Raw genomic sequence first — 21,668 nt, forward strand, 5'->3', positions numbered from 1 at the left:
ATCGTACAACAAGAAATCGGCTAACTCAACGATGATTTCGCAGCATAATGCGGGATATAGGGTAAATACGGAACATCCATGCAAGCTTTCATGTTGTAGGATGACGTATGAATTTGGCATGGCAGGCGTGAAATCGCCATAAGGATCGATGCAATGGAACATTCCCCGCTCTACATTCGCGTTCATCCCAACGACAACGTCGCGATCGTCGTCAACGACGGCGGCCTGGGTGAGGGCGCAGTATTTCCCGATGGGCTGGTGCTGTGCGAACGTGTGCCGCAAGGGCACAAAGTGGCGCTTGCCGATCTCTCGGAAGGCGACGAAGTCATTCGCTATAACGTGGTGATCGGCTACGCGCTCAAGTCTTTGCCGAAGGGAAGCTGGATCAACGAACATGTGATCCGGATGCCGAGTCCCCCTGGGCTCGAAGATCTGCCGATCGCGACCATCAAGGCGCCGGACATGCCGCCGCTCGAGGGTTTCACGTTCGAGGGCTACCGCAATGCTGACGGCTCGGTCGGCTCGCGCAACATTCTGGCGATTACGACCACGGTGCAATGCGTGGCCGACGTGGTAGCGCACGCAGTGACGCGGATCAAGGCTGAGTTGTTGCCGAAGTACCCCAATGTCGACGATGTCGTCGGCCTCGGCCACACCTATGGTTGTGGCGTCGCAATCGACGCGCCTGACGCGATGGTGCCGATCCGCACCGTGCGCAACATCAGTCTGAACCCGAATTTCGGCGGCGAAGTGATGATGGTCAGCCTTGGCTGCGAGAAATTGCAGCCGGAACGTTTGATGCCGCCTGGCACGATCCCCATTGCTGCAGCCGCCAATGTCGCCGACATTGGCGACGTTGAGGCCGACCTGAATGGCGACGTCGTCGTGCTTCAGGACGAAGCACACGTCGGCTTCCAGTCGATGATCGAGTCGATCATGAGAATGGCCGAAGGGCATCTGAAGCGGCTGAACAATCACCGTCGCGAGACCTGCCGGGCCTCCGACCTCGTGATCGGCGTGCAGTGCGGCGGCAGCGACGCATTCTCCGGGTTGACCGCGAATCCCGCGGTGGGCTTCGCGACGGACTTGCTGGTGCGCGCCGGTGCGACGGTGATGTTCTCCGAAGTCACCGAAGTGCGTGACGGTGTCGATCAACTGACCGCGCGCGCGGCCAATGCGGATGTCGCCGCGGCCATCATCCGCGAGATGCAGTGGTACGACGATTACCTGAAGCGCGGCGGTGCCGATCGCAGCGCCAACACGACGCCGGGCAACAAGAAGGGCGGCTTGTCGAACATCGTTGAAAAAGCGATGGGCTCGATCATCAAGTCGGGTAACTCGGCCATTTCGGGCGTGCTGTCGCCGGGCGAAAAGGTCCGGCAAAAGGGCCTGATTTACGCGGCAACGCCGGCGAGCGATTTCATTTGCGGCACACTGCAAGTCGCCGCGGGGATCAACCTGCACGTGTTCACGACGGGCCGCGGCACGCCCTACAGTCTCGCTGAAGTACCCGTCATCAAGGTGGCGACGCGCTCGGATCTCGCCCGCCGCTGGCACGACCTGATGGATATCAACGCCGGCACCATCGCAACCGGCGATGCAACCATCGAAGACGTGGGTTGGGAGCTGTTCCGCCTGATGCTCGACGTGGCGAGCGGCCGCAAGCAAACCTGCGCGGAGAAACTCAAGCTTCACAACGCGTTGACGTTGTTCAATCCGGCACCGGTGACCTGATTGCCGTATCGGTGTACGCGCAGCTGGCATTGGCCACTTGAAGCGCGTACGGAATCAAACATGCAGGCTGTGCCGGTAGCCAGGCAGCCAGCAAAAAGTAATCACGAAACAGACAGAGACATGACCGACTCGACCCTTGAACGCCCCGTGACATCAAAGCCCTTCCGGCGTCTTCTGCTAACCGGCGCTGCCGGAAATCTGGGGCAGCAGTTGCGCGGCGCGCTCGCCGCGTGGGCCGACATTGTGCGTGTGACCGACATCGCGCCGCTTGGCGATGTGGCCGCGCATGAAGAAGCATCGATCGTCGACCTCGCAGACGAACAGGCCGTTCACGCGCTGCTGGAAGGCGTCGACGCAGTCGTTCATCTTGGCGGCATATCCGTCGAGGCGCCGTTCGAAGATCTGCTCGAAGCGAACATACGTGGTCTGTACAACCTCTATTCGGCCGCGCAGAAGCAGGGCGTGAAGCGCATCGTGTATGCCAGTTCGAACCACGCGGTGGGTTTTCATCCGGTGACGTCGGTGGTCGATATCGACGCGCCGCTGCGCCCCGACAGCCTGTATGGCGTGACCAAGTGCTTCGGCGAATCGCTGTCGCGCTATTACTTCGACCGCTTCGGTCTCGAGACGGTATGTCTGCGGATCGGCTCGTCGTTCGAGCAGCCGAAAAATCCCCGCATGCTCGTGACCTATCTGAGCTATCGCGACCTGATCGAACTGGTGCGCTGCTCGCTGTTCACCAACCGGGTGGGGCACGCGATCGTCTATGGCGTGTCGGACAACCGGACCAAGTGGGTCGATAACACCAAGGCAGCGTTCCTCGGCTTTCGTCCGCAGGACAGTTCGGTCGAGTTCGAGCATCTCTTTCCGGCCAGTGCGCCCACAACGGACCTGGATGACCCGACGCAGCGTTTTCAGGGCGGCCCGTTCGTGCTTGCTGGCCCGATGGAACCGAAACGGTGAGCGCGATGGAAAACGCGCGAGTTGAGAGGGTCGAGGCAGCAGGGCTGTCGCCGGCATTGGTCGGCGAGAGCCCGGTGTGGCGCGCGGCGGAACAGGCGCTGTACTGGGTGGATATCCCGGCGCAGAAGATCGTGCGGTTGCGTCTCGACACGGGTGAGCGGTCCGAATGGGTATTGCCGGAGAAGGTGGCGTGTCTCGCGTTCGATCATCGCGGTACGGTGCTGGCCGGCTGCGAGACAGGGCTCTTTGCGATCAGGTTGATTGAAGGCGTAGCCGGCGGTGAGCCGGTCGCGGTGACGGGAAGCAAGCTTGCCGCACCGGTCTTTCCGTTTGCCGGCATGCGCTTTAACGACGGCCGTTGTGATCGCCAAGGGCGCTTCTGGTCCGGCACGATGGTGCAGGACATGGCGGCGGCCAACCCTGCCGGTGCGCTGTATCGTTTCGATGCGCGCGGGGTGCTGTCGGCGCCAGTCGTCGACGCGCTGATCGTGCAGAACGGTCTTGCGTGGTCTCCCGAGGGCGCGACGATGTACCTGTCCGACTCGCACACTTCGCGCCGGCTGATCTGGGCCTTTGATTACGACATCGAAGCGGGCGAGCCGCGTAACCGGCGCGTGTTTGCTGATCTGAATCACCACGCCGGCCGTCCCGACGGCGCAGCGGTGGATGCCGACGGTTGCTACTGGATTTGCGCGAACGACGCCGGCCTGTTGTTGCGCTTCACGCCGCAAGGCAAGCTGGACCGGCAGATTGTCGTGCCGGCCGCGAAACCGTCGATGTGCGCATTCGGTGGCCGCGATCTGGATACGCTGTTCGTGACGTCGATCCGTCCCGCTGCGGGCGCGACCGAGCACGACGGGCATCTGTTTGCGGTTCGTCCTGGCGTGACCGGAATGATCGAGCCCGAATACGCAGGCGAACTATAAAACGGTGAGTGAACAGCGCGTCGGGCGTTGCCGCATTAAAGTATTCGCGGCAGGCCAGGTCGGATATCAAGAAAACTCAAATTGGCCCGGCGCGATTTTCGAATTTCTTTTAGATCGCTATTCCGAGCGCTTTTAGCGTCGCATTCTCAATAAATGGAATTGCCGACCGGCAGGCAGGGTTGATTTGTTTGCTCGGGCAATCTCGCGACGCCTTTCTCGACGGTCGTTCAAGCCTTCCGTTTCGCCGAATAACTAATAATTCATCGCTTGTCGTACAACTTAACGGAAGCCGGCGCCACCGTGTGGTCTCGATTGGATCTACGAAAAATAGCGTGTCCAGCACATCTTGGCGGGCTCGACGATTGACGCAACGCGCTTGTTGCCTCATGAAGCATGCCGCACAGTTCGTCTTGCAGAACGCTTACCGTGCGGGTAAATACCGTCTGTACAACGACAACCTGGTTTTATAGACTTCATACGTCGTCGTACAACAAGCCGGTTTAGCGCTTCTTATCTCGAAAGTATTTGGACTGCCGGGCAGGTGGGGTGGTGCACGTGTGCCTGCGATGTCGAACACGTCAACACGGCAAAGACCTCGTCACCCGAGAGGGTGGCGATCGTATGGCTGATAAAACAAAAAGCGGATTTTTCTGAGACCGAAATACGCGTTAAAAACCATCCCGCAGCATACGCAATCGATCGGATGGTCTATTTTTCAAGGAATGTCACAATGAAAAAGAAGTTTGCCTCTTCCCATGTTCCGATGATCATCGCGGCCTCTGTGCTGGCATTCAGCACCGGCGCGGCACAAGCGCGGGATTTCGCGTGGCGGATGTGCACGGCGACACGTATCCGACCAACATGGCCGTGAAGTACATGGGCGAAGAGATCAACAAGGCTACCGGTGGTAAAGATTCGGTGAAGGTCTTCGGCAACAGCTCGCTGGGTTCCGAAAACGACACGATCGATCAGGTGCGCATTGGCGCACTGGACATGGCCCGCTGCAATGGTGCTGCGTTCAACGAGATCGTTCCCGAGTCGATGATTCCGTCGCTCCCCTTCCTGTTTCGCGACATCGACCATTTCCGCAAGGTGATGTACGGCCCGGAAGGGCAGAAGATTCTCGACGCCTTCAAGGCGAAGGGCATGATCGCGCTGACGTTCTACGAGAGCGGCGCGCGTTCGATCTACACCAAAAGAGCCATCCACTCGCCTGCCGACATGAAGGGTCTCAAGGTGCGCGTTCAGCCGTCTGATCTGATGGTCGATGAGATCAAGGCGATGGGCGGCACGCCGACGCCGATGCCGTTCGCCGAGGTTTATACGGGGTTGAAGACGGGGCTGGTCGATGCCGCGGAAAACAATCTCCCGTCTTACGAAGAGACCAAGCACTTCGAAGTCGCCCCCGTATATTCCGAGACCCAGCATTCGATGACGCCGGAAGTGCTGGTGTTCTCCAAAAAGGTCTGGGATACGTTGACGCCTCAGGAGCAGGACGTCATCAAAAAAGCCGCGGCTGACTCCGTGCCTTACTACGTCAAGCTGTGGACTGCTCGCGAAAGTGACGCGAGCAAGACGGTCACCAAGGGCGGTGCGACGATCCTCGCGTCGTCGCAGATAGATCGTGCTGCTTTCGTCAAGGTCATGCAGCCGGTATGGGCCAAGTACGAAAAGACGCCGCAGATGAAGCAGCTTGTCGACGAAATCCAGGCGGTCAAATAAGGTTCGGAAATCAGACGGGGGGAAAGCCGGCAGATCATTCCGCCGGCTTTTCCACGCGCGGTTTCATGAATCGGTGACGTCGAACAGGATTCCTGAGGATTAAAGATAAATCCATTGTGTGCAAGGATGGGGTCAATGAGATTCATGAAACGCCCAAACGATTTTCTCGTCCGCGTGCTGGTTATCGTCGCGTCGGTAAGCCTGGCCGCGCTATGCCTGCTTGTCATCTACAGCGTCGTGATGCGCTATGTCTTCAGCGATGCACCGGATTTCGTCGAACCCATTGCCTTGCTGTTGGTGATCGTCATCGCCATGTTCGGCGCCGCGCTCAAAGTTCGCGAGAGTGGCCATATCGGGCTCGACTCACTTGTCAAGAAATTGCCACCGAAAGGTCAGATAATCGCGGAGGCATTCCAGCAAATTTGCCTGATCGCATTGTCCGTGGCGATTTTCCTGGGCTGTTTGCAGATGGCGGAAACCACGATGGAAGACCGGATCCCGATTCTGGGCTTGCCCGAAGCCCTGCGGTACTTGATTCCGGTCATTGCCAGCGGCTGTATCGCTCTGTTCTCGTTCGAGCACCTGCTGGCGCTTTTCGCACAGAAACAAAAATAGACCATCATGGAACTTGCCATCCTCTCCGTTAGCTTCCTCGTTTTCCTCGTTTTCGGGGTTCCTGTTTCTTTCGCGTTGGGACTGTCGTGTGTTCTGACCTATCTGTATGAAGGCCTGCCGGCTGCCACGGCGATGCAGTCGATGATTTCGGGCATGAACGCGTTTTCGTTCCTCGCCGTCCCGTTCTTCATTTTCTCCGGCGAGTTGATGCTGCATGGTGGCATCGCCGATCGCATCCTGCGTTTCGCGCAGGCCACGGTGGGGCACTTCCGCGGTGGCCTCGGCATGGCCAATGTAGTCGCGTGCACGCTGTTCGGCGGCGTGTCCGGTTCGCCTACCGCGGATACGTCGGCGATGGGCGGCGTGGTGATTCCGTTGATGAAACGCGAAGGCTATAGCGCGGCCTATGCGGTCAATGTCACCACGCACTCGTCGCTGGCCGGCGCGCTGATGCCGACGTCGACGAACATGATCATTTATGCGTTCGCCGCCCAAGGGATCACGGGAACCCTGAATGGGCACCAGATGAGCGGCGTCTCGATCGGCGATCTACTGTTCTCCGGCCTGCTGCCGGTGCTGTGGGTGATGGGTTTCGTACTGATTGCCGCTTACTGGCAAGCGGTTCGCTACGGCTATCCGCGACGCCCCGACGGCTCGACCGAATTGCAACGGTTTCCGGGCTGGTTCGCGGTGGCCCGCACGTTCCTCGGCGCATTGCCCGGCCTGATGGTGATCGCGATCATCCTCGTCTGCGTGGCCAGAGGTATTGCGACCGCGACGGAGGCGGCGGCGATTGCCGTGGCTTACTCGCTGGTATTGACCATCATCGTTTATCGCACGATGACGCTGAAAAAGCTGTTCGTCGCGCTCTCCAAGGCGGCTAAAACCACCGGCGTGGTGCTGCTGCTGATCGGCGTCTCGAATATGCTGCGCTACCAGATGGCGTATCTGGAGATTCCCGACGCCATCGAACGTCTGCTCGATGGCGCAACGACCATCCCCTGGCTGATGCTGTTGTACATCAACATCATTCAGATTTTTCTCGGCACGTTTGTCGACATGGCGGCGCACATCCTGATCACCACGCCATTGTTCCTGCCGATGGCGATGCATAGCGGCGTAGGCCCCGTGCAGTTCGGCATCATGATCCTGCTGAACTGTGCGTTGGGGCTCGTTCATCCGCCCATCGGGTCGGTGCAGTTTATTGGGTGTGCAATTGGCAATGTGTCGATTGGGGAAACTACCAAGGTGGCTTGGCCTTATTACCTGGCTATCTTCAGCGCGATCAACATCGTGACCTATGTTCCGATGTTTTCGACGTGGTTGCCTAGCCTGATCAATGGACATCCGGTGTTTTGATGCGCGGATCTGGAATCCGCGATGTCGAGACAACGCCAGAGATCAACAATAAGTTTTTTAAAGAGGAGCAGAAATGAAAAAGGCATTGGCAACGTCCGCCCTAGGGTTGGTCGCCCTCGGCGCGCACGCTCAGAGCAGCGTGACGCTGTACGGGATCGTTGACGCGGGCATTGGCTACCAGAGCAGCCAGACGTCGCTCGGTTCGACCTCGGGCGGCCGCTCGGTCGTCAAGATGGTCAACGGCATCTGGGCCGGCAGCCGCTTCGGCCTGAAGGGCGGCGAGGACCTGGGCGGCGGCACGAAAGCGATTTTCCAGTTGGAAGAGGGCTTTAACAGCGCAACCGGCGCACAGGCCGTCTCCGGGCTGGCGTTCAACCGTCAAGCGTACGTCGGTGTGGCCAATACCACGTACGGTACGCTGACGGCAGGCCGCCAGTACACGTCGTACTACACGCTGCTGTCGCCGTATAGCCCGACCACGTGGCTGACCGGCGCCTACGGCGCACACCCGGGCGATATCGATTCGCTCGATACGCTGTACCGCGTGAACAACTCGCTGGTGTACACGTCCCCGAGCCTGCATGGACTGACCGTGAGCGGATCGTATGCGCTTGGCGGCGTGGCGGGCAGTACGAATGCCGGTTCGACGTGGAGCGCGGCAGTGCAGTACCTGAACGGTCCGTTCGGTATCGCGGCAGGCTTCCAGCGCATCAATAACTCGACGCCGGGCGGCGGCGCGTGGGGCGCGGACTCCACCGCGTCGAATGCGGGCGCGCAGCCGGGTGTGTCGGGGATTAACAACGGCTACCAGACCGCGCAGGCGCAACAACGCGTCGCGGTGACGGGTGGTTATGCATTCTCTTCGCAATGGGACGTCTCGTTCTCGTATTCGAACGTGCAATACATCCCGGGCATCAACTCGAAGTTCCATAACGAGGCGATTTTCAACACCGCCGGCGCAGTGCTGCACTTCAAGCCGCTCACGGTGCTGGATCTCGCCGCGGGCTATAGCTACACGCGCGCAACGCAGGCGAACGGCATCTCGAGCTCGGCTCGGTATCAGCAGTTCAATCTCTCGCAGTACTACAGTCTCTCCAAGCGTACCGGCCTGTATGCGCTGGAGGCCTATCAACGTGCGAGCGGCCAGACCCTGGGAACGAACGGTGCGAGCATCATCAACGCAACGGCGGATATCGGCGATGGCCAGAACAGCGCGCCGTCGTCGTCACGCAGTCAGTTTGCTGCGGGCGTAGGTATCATTCACCGGTTCTAACCGGGTAGTGTGGTGGCGGCGTCTATTGACGCCGCCAAGCTGGCGATACGTTTCACATAGGCGTCGCTGATCAGCACCCACCTGATTTGACCGGCGGGGTCACGTTCAGGCGAACCGCTACCTGCGGTTACATTAGGGGCGGAATAGATCAAAACCGGCCAGCACGACGACCCCGCTTACGACGATCATCGACACCGAGTGCTGCCCGAAGTAAAGAATGGCCGCGGCCGACCAGGTCGCGATAGAGAATCCTGCGATGTGTTTCATGAGGTGAACCCCAAGGCTATCGCCAATAATCCACTCACGATCCCGCAAGCCACTACCGCTAAAGCCACCACCGTCAACACGCGCCTGGGAAACGAACGCCCGAGCATGGCCATAGACGGCACGCTGATCAAAGGCAGCGTCATGAGCAATGCGCCAGCCGGGCCGGCCGCCATGCCGAAGGCAAGCATTGCCTGAATGATCGGTACTTCGCCCGCGGTCGGAATCACAAACAATGTCCCTGCGATGGCGAGCCCGACGATCCACAGCAGACTGTTATCGATGTCCGGTCCGATGTGCGGAAAGAGCCACGTCCGCGCCGCGCCCAGAATCAACACCAGCACGATGTATTCAGGAATCAGCCGGATTGTCATTCTTCCGAGGATTCTCACCCAGCGTGTGAAAGCGGTACCGGGATCGTCGTTCGCAACGAGTTGCGCCATGGCTTCGCGCGATGCCTGGGCCTCCTTCGGCGTGACCATTTTGTTCACGAGGTAGCCGAGGCCGAACACCATCACGAGGCCCAGCGCCAGCCGCAAGCCCATCCATTGCCAGCCGAGCACGAAGCCCATGAAGATCAGCGTGGCCGGATTGAGCGCCGTATTGCCAAGCCAGAATGCGATCGCAGCGCCCGGTGCGGCCTGACGGGCGCGCAAGCCCGCTACAACCGGTGCCGCGCAGCACGTGCACATCATGCCGGGCAGGGACATCAGCCCGCCGTTGACCACGCTGCTGAAATCGGTCCGGCCGAGCGCACGCGCAACCCACTGCGGCGGAATCAGCGCCTGCACGGCCGAGCCCAGCAGAAGCCCCAGCACCATCGCCTGCCAGATCGCCTTGCCGTAGGCCAGCGCGTAATCGATGGCTGCCTGCCATGATGCCGCCGGCGCGCTCGAAGACGTTCCCATCAGGATCGACTTGCCGATGGAGTGCTGGCTCGCGGCGACGAAAGCGCGGTTGTAGTAAGGGAACCACTTCACATAGAAGAGGCCGATCACAGCGATCAACAGGAACACGATCCAGCCGAGCGCGACACGGGGTTGCCGAAGTGTTGTTTGCATAGGGGCGTTCACTATAGATTTGAATCAGATCGAGGCGAGTGTGCTGCTGTCCAGCCGGGCAAGGAGTGCCTTTGCCTGTTCAACGACATCGGCGTCATTGGGCCGAAAATTCATTTGCATCGCGTGCGGCAGTTGCACGAAATGTTCGTGGCTGCTGCGCGCGTACGCCGGATCGTAATGCCGTTCGATCAACTCGCTAGCGAGTTCGGCGCGCCTGTTTTCGTCGACGAGCTGTTGCCAGCTTGTCACACGCTCACGGCTGTGCAGCCCAATCAGTTTTTGAAGCTGTCTTTTCAGCGATTCGGGATTGTCGAACAGATGCGCATAGTCGTGCAGCAGAAACGCCGCACGATCTTCGCGGTTCGACAACACTTCGATGCATGCACCCTGATGAAACGTCTCAAGGAGCGCGAGCGGCAACGTAATTGAACCGATCCGCCGGCTCTCCGATTCGACGAACACCGGCCGCTCGGGATCGAACGCGCGCAGCGCAGTCACCAGCAGCGTATCGAAGCGCTTTTGCGAAGGCTGTGGGACGCCCGCCAGGGCGCCGAGCAGGGACCCACGGTGCGAAGCCAGCGCTTCGAGGTCCAGCGTTTGAGCGCCAGCCCGGCTCAACGCGTCGAGCAGCCGGGTCTTGCCACTGCCGGTCGGGCCCACCAGCGCGATATATTTGAACGTCTTCGGCAATGAGCTGAGCGTGTCGAGCGTCGCCCGACGATAGGCCTTATAGCCGCCGTCGAGCTGCCGCGCCTGCCAGCCGATCATATTGAGCACCGTTGTGACCGAACCGGAGCGTTTGCCGCCGCGCCAGCAATAGATCAGCGGGCGCCACTGACGCGGTCGGTCCGCAAAGGTTGTCTCCAGATGTCGCGCGATGTTGCGCGCCACCAGCGCCGCGCCCACCCGCGAGGCTTCGAAAGGCGACACTTGTTTATACATGGTGCCGATCAGCACACGCTCTTCGTTGCTCAGCACAGGCGCGTTCAGCGCGCCTGGAATGTGGTCTTCAGCAAATTCAAGCGGCGTGCGCACATCGATGATTTCATCGAAATCACCTGATTTATCGAGGCTGACGAGAAGATTTTTCAAGGGGGATACGGTCGAAGCAGGCCGGCGGGCGGAGTGAAATTATCGCACGCGGCGTCATTGCCGCCTGCGAACCGCGTAGGAGCACGGCCGGACCGCATCGCGCAGCGCCCATCACAGGCGCTTGCTCAGATCACTTCGACGCGGTTTGCGCCGTCGACCATCTCGCCGATGACACACGCTTGACTGAATCCATCGGCGCGGAAAATAGCGAGAACGTCGTCGACCGCTTCAGGCGCGCACGAAACCAGCAGGCCGCCGGAGGTTTGCGGATCGGTGAGCAGGGTGCGGGCCGTCGGCGGCAATGACGATGTCAAGGCTATATCGTCTCCGTACGCGGCCCAGTTGCGCCCCGAAGCGCCGGTGAAAATCCCGGCCTCTGCAAACCCGACCACGTCCGGCAGCCAGGGTAAATCTGCATAGCGCACGCGCGCGGTCAGATTCGATCCGCGGGCCAGCTCCAGCGTGTGGCCCAGCAGGCCAAAACCGGTGATGTCGGTGAGGGCATGGACGCCGTCTAGCGTTGCCAGCTCGGCGCCTGGCCGGTTGAGTTTGGTCGTGGCCGCGATCATGGCGGCGTAGCCGTTTGAATCGAGCCGGTCTTTTTTCAACGCGGCCGACAGGACGCCCACACCCAGCGGCTTGCCGAGAATCAGCACATCGCCCGCCTGAGCAGCTGCGTTGCGTTTGACGCGCTGGGGATGAACCACGCCGAGCGCAACCAGGCCATAGATGGGTTCCACCGAATCGATGGAATGGCCGCCCGCGAGCGGAATGCCGGCTTCGGCGCACACGGATTCACCGCCTTTCAGCACGGCCGCGATCACGTCGTGGGGCAAGACGTTGATCGGCATGCCGACGATCGCCAGCGCCATGATGGGCTTGCCGCCCATGGCGTAAACGTCGGACAGGGCATTAGTCGCGGCGATACGGCCGAAATCGAACGGGTCGTCGACGATCGGCATGAAAAAGTCGGTCGTCGCGACGATCGCCTGCTCGTCGTTGAGCTTGTAGACGGCGGCGTCGTCGGCGGTATCGTTGCCGACCAGCAAGTCGGGGAAGAAGGGCAGTGGCGCGCTGCGCTTGAGCAGGTCGGCGAGCAGGCCGGGGGCGATCTTGCAGCCGCACCCTCCGCCATGCGAAAGGCTGGTCAGGCGCGGGGAATGGGTCGCGTTTGCGGTGGTATCGGTCATTGGTGCGGATTTCGGGCGTGGTATGACCACATTATGATGGTTGTTTCGACCCGGCGCAGGAATGGCGGACATACGCCGCTGGGTCGTTGTGGACGCAATCACTTTCACAAAGCCCCGGCTCCCGCTCGCGCAGCGTTCGGCCGGCATGCGGCGGGTCGAGCCCTTACGGTGTTATTGCTGCCCGCCCTCGCCAGCCTTGCGCCGCCGCGTCGCAGCAATGCAGCAAAACAGCAATTCAGAAAAATACAGCAATACAGTAATGCGGCAATGCGGCTTCAAATGCCCGCGAGCTTCGCTGCAGGACTTGATATGGGACTCTATAATCAATCTCAGTACCCTAAAAAAGCCGAGGCCATCAATGCCCCACATGTCCCGGCGACAGTTCCTGAAGGTCTCCACCACCACGCTCGCCGGATCGAGTTTAGCCCTGATGGGCTTCTCACCGGCACCCGCGTTGGCAGAAGTCCGTCAATACAAACTGTCGCGCACCACTGAAACCCGCAATACTTGCCCGTACTGTTCGGTCGGTTGCGGCATCCTGATGTATGGACTCGGCGACAACGCCAAGAACGCCAAGTCCAGCATAATCCACATCGAGGGCGATCCCGATCATCCGGTGAATCGCGGCACGTTGTGCCCAAAAGGCGCAAGCCTCATCGACTTCATTCACAGCCCGAGCCGCCTGAAGTATCCGGAATATCGCGCGGCCGGCTCGAACGAATGGAAGCGGATTTCGTGGGACGACGCGCTCGATCGTATCGCCAAACTGATGAAAGAAGACCGCGACGCCAATTTCGTCGAGACGACGGAAGACGGCAAGAAGGTCAACCGCTGGCTGACCACCGGCATGCTCGCCGCATCGGCCGGTAGCAACGAAGTCGGCTATCTGACGCACAAGACTGTCCGTAGTCTTGGCATGCTCGCATTCGACAATCAGGCGCGTGTCTGACATGGTCCGACGGTGGCAGGTCTTGCCCCGACGTTTGGCCGTGGAGCGATGACGAACCATTGGGTCGACATCAAGAACGCGGACGTGATTCTGGTGATGGGCGGCAATGCGGCCGAGGCGCACCCGTGCGGTTTCAAGTGGGTCACGGAAGCGAAGGCGCATCGCAAGGCAAGGTTGATCGTGGTCGATCCGCGCTTTACGCGTACGGCATCGGTTGCGGATTATTACGCGCAGATCCGGACCGGCTCGGACATCGTCTTCCTGGGCGGGGTGATCAACTATCTGCTCACCAACGACAAGATCCAGCACGAGTACGTGAAGAACTACACGGACATGCCGTTCATCGTTCGTGAAGACTTCTCGTTCACGGACGGTCTGTATTCCGGCTACAACGCCGACAAGCGCAGCTATGACAAGAGCTCGTGGGACTACGAACGCGGTGACGACGGCTTCGCGAAGGTCGATCTCACGCTTGAACACCCGCGCTGCGTCTATCAGTTGATGAAGCAGCACTACTCGCGCTATACGCCCGAGCAGGTTGAAAAGATCTGCGGCACGCCTGAGGACAAGTTCCTGAAGGTCTGCGAGATGCTCGCATCGACGGCCGTCCCTGGACGCGCCGGCACAATCCTGTACGCGCTCGGCTGGACGCACCACTCGGTTGGCTCGCAGATCATCCGCACCGGCGCGATGGTGCAGTTGCTGCTCGGCAATATCGGCATTGCGGGCGGCGGCATGAATGCGCTGCGCGGTCACTCGAACATCCAGGGCTTGACCGACCTCGGCTTGATGTCGAACCTGCTGCCGGGCTATATGACCTTGCCGCTCGAGGCAGAGCAGGACTTCGACGCCTTCATCAAGAAGCGCGCGAGCCAGCCGCTGCGGCCGAACCAGCTCAGCTACTGGCGCAACTACCGCGCTTTCCATGTCAGCTTCATGAAGTCATGGTGGGGCGATAACGCGACCGCCGAGAACAACTTCGGTTTCGACTATCTGCCGAAGCTCGACAAATCGTACGACATGCTGCAGGTCTTCGAGCTGATGAACCAGGGCAAGATGACCGGCTACATCGCGCAGGGCTTCAACCCGCTTGCCGCGGCGCCGAACAAGGCGAAGATCGGCGCGAGTCTGGCCAAGCTGAAGTGGCTCGTCATCATGGATCCGCTCGCCACCGAAACGTCCGAGTTCTGGAAGAATTTCGGCGAGTTCAACGACGTCGATTCATCGTCGATCCAGACGGAGGTCTTCCGTCTGCCGACCACGTGTTTCGCGGAAGAGCGCGGTTCGCTGGTCAGTTCGAGCCGGGTGCTGCAGTGGCACTGGCAGGGCGCGAACGGCCCGGGCGAATCGAAGAGCGATCTGGAAATCATGTCGGGGCTGTGGCTGCGCATCCGCAAGGCTTATAAGGAGAACGGCGGCAAGTATCCCGATCCGATTCTCAACATGAGCTGGCCTTACGCGGACCCGGAAAGCCCGACGCCTGAAGAAATCGCCATGGAGTTCAACGGCAAGGCGCTCGCCGACGTGACCGATGCTGTCGATAAATCCAAAGTGCTCGCCAAGAAGGGCGAGCAGTTGTCGGGCTTCGCGCAATTACGAGACGACGGCAGCACGGCGAGCGGTTGCTGGATCTTCTGCGGATCGTGGACTCAGGCGGGCAACCAGATGGGCCGGCGCGACAACTCCGATCCGACCGGCATCGGCAACACGCTGAACTGGGCGTGGGCATGGCCCGCGAATCGGCGGATCCTGTACAACCGCGCTTCGTGCGACGTCAGCGGCAAGCCGTTCGATCCCACCCGCAAGCTGATCGCATGGAACGGCACGACGTGGACGGGGGCGGACATTGCCGACTTCAAGGCCGACGAACCGCCGGAAAATGGCATGAATCCGTTCATCATGAATCCGGAGGGTGTGGCGCGCTTCTTCTCGCGCGACGGTCTGGTGGAAGGACCGTTTCCCGAGCACTACGAACCGTTTGAAACGCCGCTCGGCTACAACCCGCTGCATCCGGACAACAAGGCGGTCGTCAGCAATCCGGCGGCGCGCGTGTTTCCGGACGATCGCGCCGCGTTCGGCACGCACGAGAACTTCCCGCATACGGCGACCACCTATCGTCTGACCGAACATTTCCACTACTGGACCAAGCACGCGCGCCTGAACGCGATCGTGCAGCCGCAGCAGTTCGTGGAAATCGGCGAGGATCTGGCGAAGGACATCGGCGTGGTCGCGGGGGATCGCATCAAGGTGTCGTCCAATCGCGGGCACATCGTGGCCGTCGCGCTGGTGACCAAGCGCATCAAACCGCTGATGATCGAGGGGAAAAAAGTCCAGACAGTCGGGTTGCCGTTGCATTGGGGCTTCAAGGGACTCACGAAGCCGGGCTATCTCGTCAATACGCTGACGCCTTCCGTAGGCGACGGGAATTCGCAGACACCGGAATTCAAGTCGTTCCTCGTCAAGGTCGAAAAGGCTTAAGGAGCTGAGATGGCACTGCAATCACTGGATATCAAACGCCTCTCAGCCACGACCTTGCCGGAGCCGCAAGTCCGCGAGCCGGTCACGGGGACAGTCGCCAAGCTCATCGATGTGTCGAAGTGCATCGGCTGCAAGGCGTGTCAGACGGCCTGCATGGAATGGAACGATCTCCGCGATGAAGTCGGCGACACGATCGGTATTTACGACAACCCGCGCGATCTGAGCGAGCATTCGTGGACCGTCATGCGCTTCTCGGAGTACGAGAATACGGAAGGCGATCTCGAATGGCTGATCCGCAAGGACGGCTGTATGCATTGCGAGGATCCGGGCTGTCTGAAGGCCTGTCCTTCGCCGGGCGCGATCGTGCAGTACACCAACGGCATCGTGGATTTTCACGAGGAAAACTGCATCGGCTGCGGCTATTGCGTGACCGGTTGCCCGTTCAACGTGCCGCGCATTTCGAAGAAGGACAACCGCGCGTACAAGTGCACGCTGTGTTCGGACCGTGTGGCTGTCGGTCAGGAACCGGCGTGCGTGAAGACCTGCCCGACCGGCGCGATCATGTTCGGCACCAAGGAAGACATGAAGCAGCAAGCGGAGGATCGGATTGTCGATCTGAAGGAACGGGGTTTCCAGAACGCGGGCCTGTACGACCCCGCCGGGGTGGGCGGCACGCATGTGATGTACGTGCTGCATCACGCCGATAAAGCTAACCTCTATCACGGCTTGCCACAGAATCCGAAGATCAGTCCGATGGTTACGCTCTGGAAGGGGCTCGCGAAACCGCTGGCGCTGGCAGGCATCGCGTTCGCGGCCGTGGCGGGTTTCTTTCACTACACCCGCGTGGGTCCGAACGAGGTGACGGAGGCGGAAGAAGCCGAAGCGCAGCACGAAGCCGACGAAGCGCGCCGTTCCCGGGAGTTGTCTGATGAAACACACTGACCTGAAAGACGTGAAGGGCAACAGCCTGATCGTGCGCTACACGCCGAATGAGCGTACGAATCACTGGATCACCGCCATCACGTTCATTTTGCTGGCGCTCTCCGGACTCGCCATGTTTCATCCGGCGATGTCCTGGCTTTACGCGATCTTCGGTGGCGGGCAATGGACGCGGATCTTGCATCCGTTCGTCGGCTGCGTGATGTTCATCTCGTTCCTGATTCTTGCGCTGCGCTTCTGGCATCACAATTATCTCGACAAGGCCGACATCCAGTGGATGAAGCAGATCGACGACGTACTCAACAATCGCGAGGAAAAACGCCCGGCGATCGGAAAGTACAATGCCGGTCAAAAGCTGCTATTTTTCACAATGGTGGTCTGTTTGCTGCTGTTGCTGGCAAGCGGCATTGTGACCTGGCGGCGGTATTTCTCGATCTATTTTCCGATCGATATCATCCGCCTCGCGGCGGTTGTGCACGCGGCAGCTGCGTTCGTGCTGATTGTGGGCATCGTTGTGCATATTTACGCGGCCTTGTGGGTCAAGGGATCGATCGGCGCGATGACACGCGGTACCGTGACGTATGGCTGGGCGAGAAAGCATCATCCGAACTGGTTCAAGGAGATGATCGGCAAGTAGCGCTGCGCGACTCTTTTTGCCGCGCTGCACCCGGGCCGCCGTCTTTGTTCGATGAACTGCGGCGGCTCTTCAGTTTTCAGAGGTCGATACTTTGGTTCAACGCATTCTTGAAGCCGGCGATATCGAGTCGCTCGATCACTCGGCCATTCCTCGCATTCGTACGCCGGAGCGCCTGGCGGTATTTTCGGCTCGCGCCGCGCGGCTGCGCCAACTTGCGGCGCTCAGCAATCCGATCGCCGGCTACTTGCGGCTGATGGCCGCGCTTGCCGACGCGCAGCAAGCAGTCATGACAGGCTTCAAGGCAAAGCCGCCCAGCGCTGAATTGATCGCGAGCGCGCAACAGCATTCGATGCCGCTGATACCGGCGCTGTCCGGCGTGCGCGATCCGGCGTGGCACGAGGTTCTGATTCAGTTGCTCGACAAGCTGCAAGCCGCCGGCCTGCTCACGCCGCCGCTCGAAGCGCTCATCGCGAAGCTCAGAACGCTCGATGCCGCCACGCTCGAATCCCAGGCCGACGCGATCTTCGCGCAGCGTTTCGCTGAAGTCGATCCGGCGAGTGCGCCGTTCATCATGGCCGCGCTCCAGGTGGTCTGGACCGACCTCGCTGCCGATATCGACAAACGCGACGTCCCGTACCTCGAAACGCTCGGCCTGTGTCCCGTTTGCGGCTCTCATCCGGTGGCGAGCACCGTTCGGATAGGCGGCGTTCACGACAACTACCGCTACCTGCAATGCGGCCTGTGTGCCACCGAGTGGCATATGGTCCGGTCGAAATGTTCGAATTGCGACTCGACCAAGGGCATTGCGTATCACACGCTCGGATCGCCGGACGCCGATGCCGCCACGAAAGAAGCCGAATCCAGCAAAGCGGCTTTGAAGGCGGAATCGTGTGACGAATGCCATACTTACCGGAAGATTGGTTATCAGTCGAAGGACTACGATTTCGATCCGTTCGCGGACGATCTCGCCAGCCTCACGCTGGACTTGCTGATGGGAGAGGAAGGTTACAGGCGGGCGTCGCCGCACCCGTGGCTCTGGCCGGAACAGACCGACACCGCTACTGACCCTTCCAGCGAGTCCGATTAAAAGAGGATTGTCTCGTGAGCGATGTGACGAGCGCTGAATTGCAGGCGCTAATGGGACGTGTGCCATCGGTGGAGAAGGTGATGGCGTCGGCTGAGTTTGCGCCGCTCGTGGTTGAGTTCGGCCGCACGCAGGTTTTGAACGCGTTGCGTCACGCGCTCGACGGCTGGCGCGCTAGCGTGCAGTCGGGCGAAGCGTCCAGGGCGAACGTACGTGCGCTCGATGCGGCGCAACTCGCGGCATCGGTCGAGGCGGCGCTGCGCAAGCACAACCAGGCCCGCTTGCGCAGCGTCTTCAATCTGACCGGCACGGTGTTGCATACCAATCTCGGCCGCGCGTTGCTGCCTGACGAAGCGGTGCGCGCCGTCGTGAAGGCGCTTACGCAACCCGCCAACCTCGAGTTCGATCTTGCGACAGGCAAGCGCGGCGATCGCGACGATCTGATCGACGAACTCATCTGCGAACTGACCGGCGCGGAAGCGGCGACCGTGGTCAACAACAACGCCGCGGCTGTGTTGCTCACGCTGTCAGCGCTCGCGTCGAAGAAAGAAGTGATCGTGTCGCGTGGCGAGCTGGTTGAAATCGGCGGCGCGTTTCGCATTCCCGACATCATGAGCCGCGCGGGCGCGAAGCTGCGCGAAGTCGGTACGACGAATCGCACGCATCTCAAGGACTACGAGGAAGCAATCGGCCCGCGCACCGCGCTGCTGATGAAAGTCCACACGAGCAACTACGCGATCAGCGGCTTCACCAAAGAGGTCGGTGTCGGTGAAATTGCGCCGCTCGCCCATTCGCGAGATCTTGCCGTTGCCGTGGATCTCGGCAGCGGCACGCTGGTCGATCTGACGCAATGGGGCTTGCCGCGCGAGACCACGGTACGGGAAACCATCGAAGCCGGCGCCGACCTCGTTACGTTCAGCGGCGACAAATTGCTCGGCGGCCCGCAAGCCGGTTTGATCGTCGGCCGACGCGACCTGATCGCGCGAATCAAGAAGCATCCTCTCAAACGTGCGCTGCGGGTCGGCAAACTAACGCTTGCAGCGTTGGAGCCGGTGCTGCAACTCTATCGGGCGCCGGAGCATCTCGCCGGGCGGCTGACGACGCTGCGCTTGCTCACGCGTCCCGCCGACGACATTCGACTCGCCGCGCAACGGGTGCAGCCCGCGTTGCAGCGTGCGATTGGCGAGCGTTATGCGGTCGCGGCGGAGCCGATGTTCAGCCAGATCGGCAGCGGCGCGTTGCCTGTAGACGTGCTGGCGAGCTATGGCCTTGTCGTCAGGATGGCTGATGGAAAGCGCGGCGGCCGTCAGTTGCTCGCGCTGGAGAAGGTGCTGTGCGACATGGCGCGACCCATCATCGGCCGTATCGCGGACGACGCGTTGCGCCTCGATCTGCGTTGTCTCGAAGCCGCCGATGAAGCGCAACTGCTCGAGCAACTGCTTGAGCAACCGAAGGGCGCGCGCGCATGATCGTCGGTACGGCGGGGCATATCGATCACGGCAAGACAAGTCTGGTAAAAGCGCTATCCGGCGTCGATACCGACCGGCTGAAGGAAGAAAAGGCACGCGGCATTTCGATCGAACTGGGCTATGCCTACGTGCCGCTAGAGAACGGCGACGTGCTCGGCCTGATTGACGTTCCGGGTCACGAAAAACTCGTCCACACGATGACCGCCGGTGCGAGCGGTATCGATTTCGCGCTGCTCGTGATCGCCGCCGACGACGGCGTGATGCCGCAAACGCGCGAACATCTGGCCATTGTGCAACTGCTCGGCATCAAGCGTGGCGCGATAGCGTTGACAAAGGTCGATTGCGTGGACGCGCAGCGGTTGCAGGAGGTGCGTCAGGAAATTGCGTCGTTTCTGCGCGGTAGCGTGCTGCAGGACGCGCCTGTCTTCGACACCTGCGCGATGCGTGCCGATGATCCCGGCGTCGCTTCGTTGAAGGCGCATCTGCTCGCTGCAGCCGTGGACTGGCGGATGAAACGCGACGATGGCCTGTTCCGTCTCGCCGTTGACCGGGTCTTCACGCTCGCAGGGCAAGGGACGATTGTGACGGGGACTGTGGTGGCGGGGCGCGTCAATGTCGGCGATACGATGCTGCTCGCGCCGAAAAATCAGCCTGTGCGTGTACGCAGTATTCATTCGCAGAATCGTCAGGCCACAGCCGGGCGAGCAGGGGAGCGCTGCGCGCTGAATCTTGCGGGCATCGACAAGAGCGCGATCGATCGCGGCGACTGGATCGTCGATCCGCGTCTGTCGCAGGCGTCGGAACGTATCGACGTGAGGTTGACGCTGCTTGCCGATGCGCCGCTCACGCTGGAGCATTGGGCGCCGTTGCACGTGCATCTGGGCACGCAGCATCAGGTCGCGCATGTCGCGCTGCTCGACAGTGCGACGCTTGCTGCCGGTCAGCGCGGGCGTGTGCAACTCGTGTTCGAACGCCCGGTATGCGCGCTTCCCGGCGACCGCTTCGTCGTGAGGAATGCGCAGGCTAATCGCACCATCGGCGGCGGTCATGTGCTCGATCCGTTTGCGCCGGCGCGCAAGCGTCGTTCCGCTGAACGTCTCGCATGGCTCGATGCGATGCAGACCATGCTGGAGACTGGAACGCTCGACGCCATGCTCGCTCGCGCGCCTCATGGCCTGTCACGCTCTTTGCTGGAGCGTTTGACGGGCATGCCGGCCGCGGCGCTTAAGTTGCCGCTCGACACACGCGTGGTCGAGCATCCCGGCGACGACGCGTTGCTCGTCGCAAACGCCGCATGGCAATCGCTGGCTGCGCGATTGACTGCGGCGCTGAAGCAATACCACGAACGCGTGCCTGACGAATCAGGTCCGGATGTATCGCGCCTGCGGCGGATTGCGGCACCTCTCGTTGACGAGGCGGTGTGGCGCGCGCTGGTCGATGATGCCGAGGCGCACGGCGAGATCGTCAGACGCGGGCCCTGGTTGCATCTCCCGGACCACGCGGTGACGCTCGACGACGCCGATCGCGCGCTCGCGGCGGTGCTGCTGCCGGCTGTGAAAGAAGGGCGCTTCGATCCTCCCTGGGTCCGCGATCTGGCGAGCGCGCATGGCGTATCAGAGGACCGCGTGCGTCAGTTGATGCGCAAGCTTGCGCGGCAGGGAGAGATTTATCAGGTCGTGCGCGACCTCTTTTACCATTCTGACGCGATTCGCGAACTGGCCTCGATTGCGGCCGCCGAAGCGCATAAGAACGCAGGTACAGTGGCTGCTGCGCCGTTTCGCGATGTCACCGGTCTTGGACGAAAGCGTGCGATTCAGCTCTTAGAGTTTTTCGACCGGGTTGGTTATACTCGCTTCCACCGTGGCCTGCATCTGATGCGCACGGATAGTCGTTGGCTCGATCTGCTCTGATTC

General features: G+C 60.9%; 16 protein-coding genes and 1 pseudogene. 13 read left to right on the forward strand and 4 right to left on the reverse strand.

The genetic code is table 11. The features are described from left to right. Positions 1 to 153: 153 nt before the first annotated feature. The 7 genes and pseudogenes from garD (at position 154) to WN982_RS23060 (ending at position 8,592) form a co-directional block, all read left to right on the forward strand. On the forward strand, positions 154 to 1,734 hold the full coding sequence (gene garD / locus WN982_RS23030) for a galactarate dehydratase (RefSeq protein WP_341317992.1): 1,581 nt from the start codon (positions 154 to 156) through the stop codon (positions 1,732 to 1,734). A 120-nt stretch (positions 1,735 to 1,854) separates the two neighbouring features. Continuing rightward, positions 1,855 to 2,697, forward strand: a complete 843-nt coding sequence (locus tag WN982_RS23035) for an NAD(P)-dependent oxidoreductase (protein ID WP_341317993.1) — start codon at positions 1,855 to 1,857, stop codon at positions 2,695 to 2,697. A gap of 5 nt (positions 2,698 to 2,702) precedes the next feature. Then, entirely contained in the window at positions 2,703 to 3,623 is a 921-nt protein-coding gene (locus tag WN982_RS23040) for an SMP-30/gluconolactonase/LRE family protein (protein WP_341317994.1), read from the forward strand. Positions 3,624 to 4,353: 730 nt separating this feature from the next. Further along, a pseudogene (locus tag WN982_RS23045) lies at positions 4,354 to 5,345 on the forward strand (TRAP transporter substrate-binding protein). A 135-nt stretch (positions 5,346 to 5,480) separates the two neighbouring features. Then, on the forward strand, positions 5,481 to 5,960 hold the full coding sequence (locus tag WN982_RS23050; protein WP_341317995.1) for a TRAP transporter small permease: 480 nt from the start codon (positions 5,481 to 5,483) through the stop codon (positions 5,958 to 5,960). A gap of 6 nt (positions 5,961 to 5,966) precedes the next feature. After that, on the forward strand, positions 5,967 to 7,319 hold the full coding sequence (locus WN982_RS23055) for a TRAP transporter large permease (protein ID WP_341317996.1): 1,353 nt from the start codon (positions 5,967 to 5,969) through the stop codon (positions 7,317 to 7,319). Positions 7,320 to 7,392: 73 nt separating this feature from the next. Continuing rightward, positions 7,393 to 8,592, forward strand: a complete 1,200-nt coding sequence (locus WN982_RS23060; protein WP_341317997.1) for a porin — start codon at positions 7,393 to 7,395, stop codon at positions 8,590 to 8,592. Positions 8,593 to 8,724: 132 nt separating this feature from the next. On the opposite strand, the gene WN982_RS23065 is transcribed toward WN982_RS23060, so the two are convergent. The 4 genes from WN982_RS23065 to selD all read right to left on the reverse strand — a co-directional run bounded on the left by WN982_RS23065 (position 8,725) and on the right by selD (position 12,199). After that, positions 8,725 to 8,859, reverse strand: a complete 135-nt coding sequence (locus WN982_RS23065; RefSeq protein ID WP_341317998.1) for a hypothetical protein — start codon at positions 8,857 to 8,859, stop codon at positions 8,725 to 8,727. Next, positions 8,856 to 9,917, reverse strand: a complete 1,062-nt coding sequence (locus tag WN982_RS23070) for a permease (RefSeq protein ID WP_341317999.1) — start codon at positions 9,915 to 9,917, stop codon at positions 8,856 to 8,858. The genes WN982_RS23065 and WN982_RS23070 overlap by 4 nt, the downstream gene beginning before the upstream one ends. Before the next feature lie 24 nt (positions 9,918 to 9,941). Further along, on the reverse strand, positions 9,942 to 11,009 hold the full coding sequence (gene mnmH, locus WN982_RS23075) for a tRNA 2-selenouridine(34) synthase MnmH (protein ID WP_341318000.1): 1,068 nt from the start codon (positions 11,007 to 11,009) through the stop codon (positions 9,942 to 9,944). Between the two features lie 125 nt (positions 11,010 to 11,134). Then, entirely contained in the window at positions 11,135 to 12,199 is a 1,065-nt protein-coding gene (gene selD / locus WN982_RS23080; protein WP_341319385.1) for a selenide, water dikinase SelD, read from the reverse strand. Positions 12,200 to 12,557: 358 nt separating this feature from the next. Between selD and fdnG the strand changes: the two genes are divergently transcribed. The 6 genes from fdnG to selB all read left to right on the forward strand — a co-directional run bounded on the left by fdnG (position 12,558) and on the right by selB (position 21,665). Further along, complete coding sequence (fdnG, locus tag WN982_RS23085; protein ID WP_341318001.1) at positions 12,558 to 15,626, forward strand: formate dehydrogenase-N subunit alpha; 3,069 nt, start codon at positions 12,558 to 12,560, stop codon at positions 15,624 to 15,626. A 9-nt stretch (positions 15,627 to 15,635) separates the two neighbouring features. Continuing rightward, positions 15,636 to 16,568 (forward strand): formate dehydrogenase subunit beta, encoded by a 933-nt coding sequence (gene fdxH / locus WN982_RS23090; RefSeq protein ID WP_341318002.1) that lies wholly within the window; start codon positions 15,636 to 15,638, stop codon positions 16,566 to 16,568. Then, on the forward strand, positions 16,555 to 17,202 hold the full coding sequence (locus WN982_RS23095; RefSeq protein ID WP_341318003.1) for a formate dehydrogenase subunit gamma: 648 nt from the start codon (positions 16,555 to 16,557) through the stop codon (positions 17,200 to 17,202). Before fdxH ends, WN982_RS23095 begins: the two co-directional genes overlap by 14 nt. A 91-nt stretch (positions 17,203 to 17,293) precedes the next feature. Further along, positions 17,294 to 18,289, forward strand: coding sequence for a formate dehydrogenase accessory protein FdhE (gene fdhE / locus WN982_RS23100; RefSeq protein WP_341318004.1), 996 nt, complete (start codon positions 17,294 to 17,296; stop codon positions 18,287 to 18,289). 14 nt (positions 18,290 to 18,303) lie between these two features. After that, entirely contained in the window at positions 18,304 to 19,755 is a 1,452-nt protein-coding gene (gene selA / locus WN982_RS23105) for an L-seryl-tRNA(Sec) selenium transferase (protein WP_341318005.1), read from the forward strand. Continuing rightward, on the forward strand, positions 19,752 to 21,665 hold the full coding sequence (selB, locus tag WN982_RS23110) for a selenocysteine-specific translation elongation factor (protein ID WP_341318006.1): 1,914 nt from the start codon (positions 19,752 to 19,754) through the stop codon (positions 21,663 to 21,665). Before selA ends, selB begins: the two co-directional genes overlap by 4 nt. The last annotated feature ends 3 nt before the right edge of the window (positions 21,666 to 21,668 follow it).

Origin of the sequence: Paraburkholderia sp. IMGN_8 (assembly GCF_038050405.1) — a bacterium.
Classification (GTDB): domain Bacteria; phylum Pseudomonadota; class Gammaproteobacteria; order Burkholderiales; family Burkholderiaceae; genus Paraburkholderia.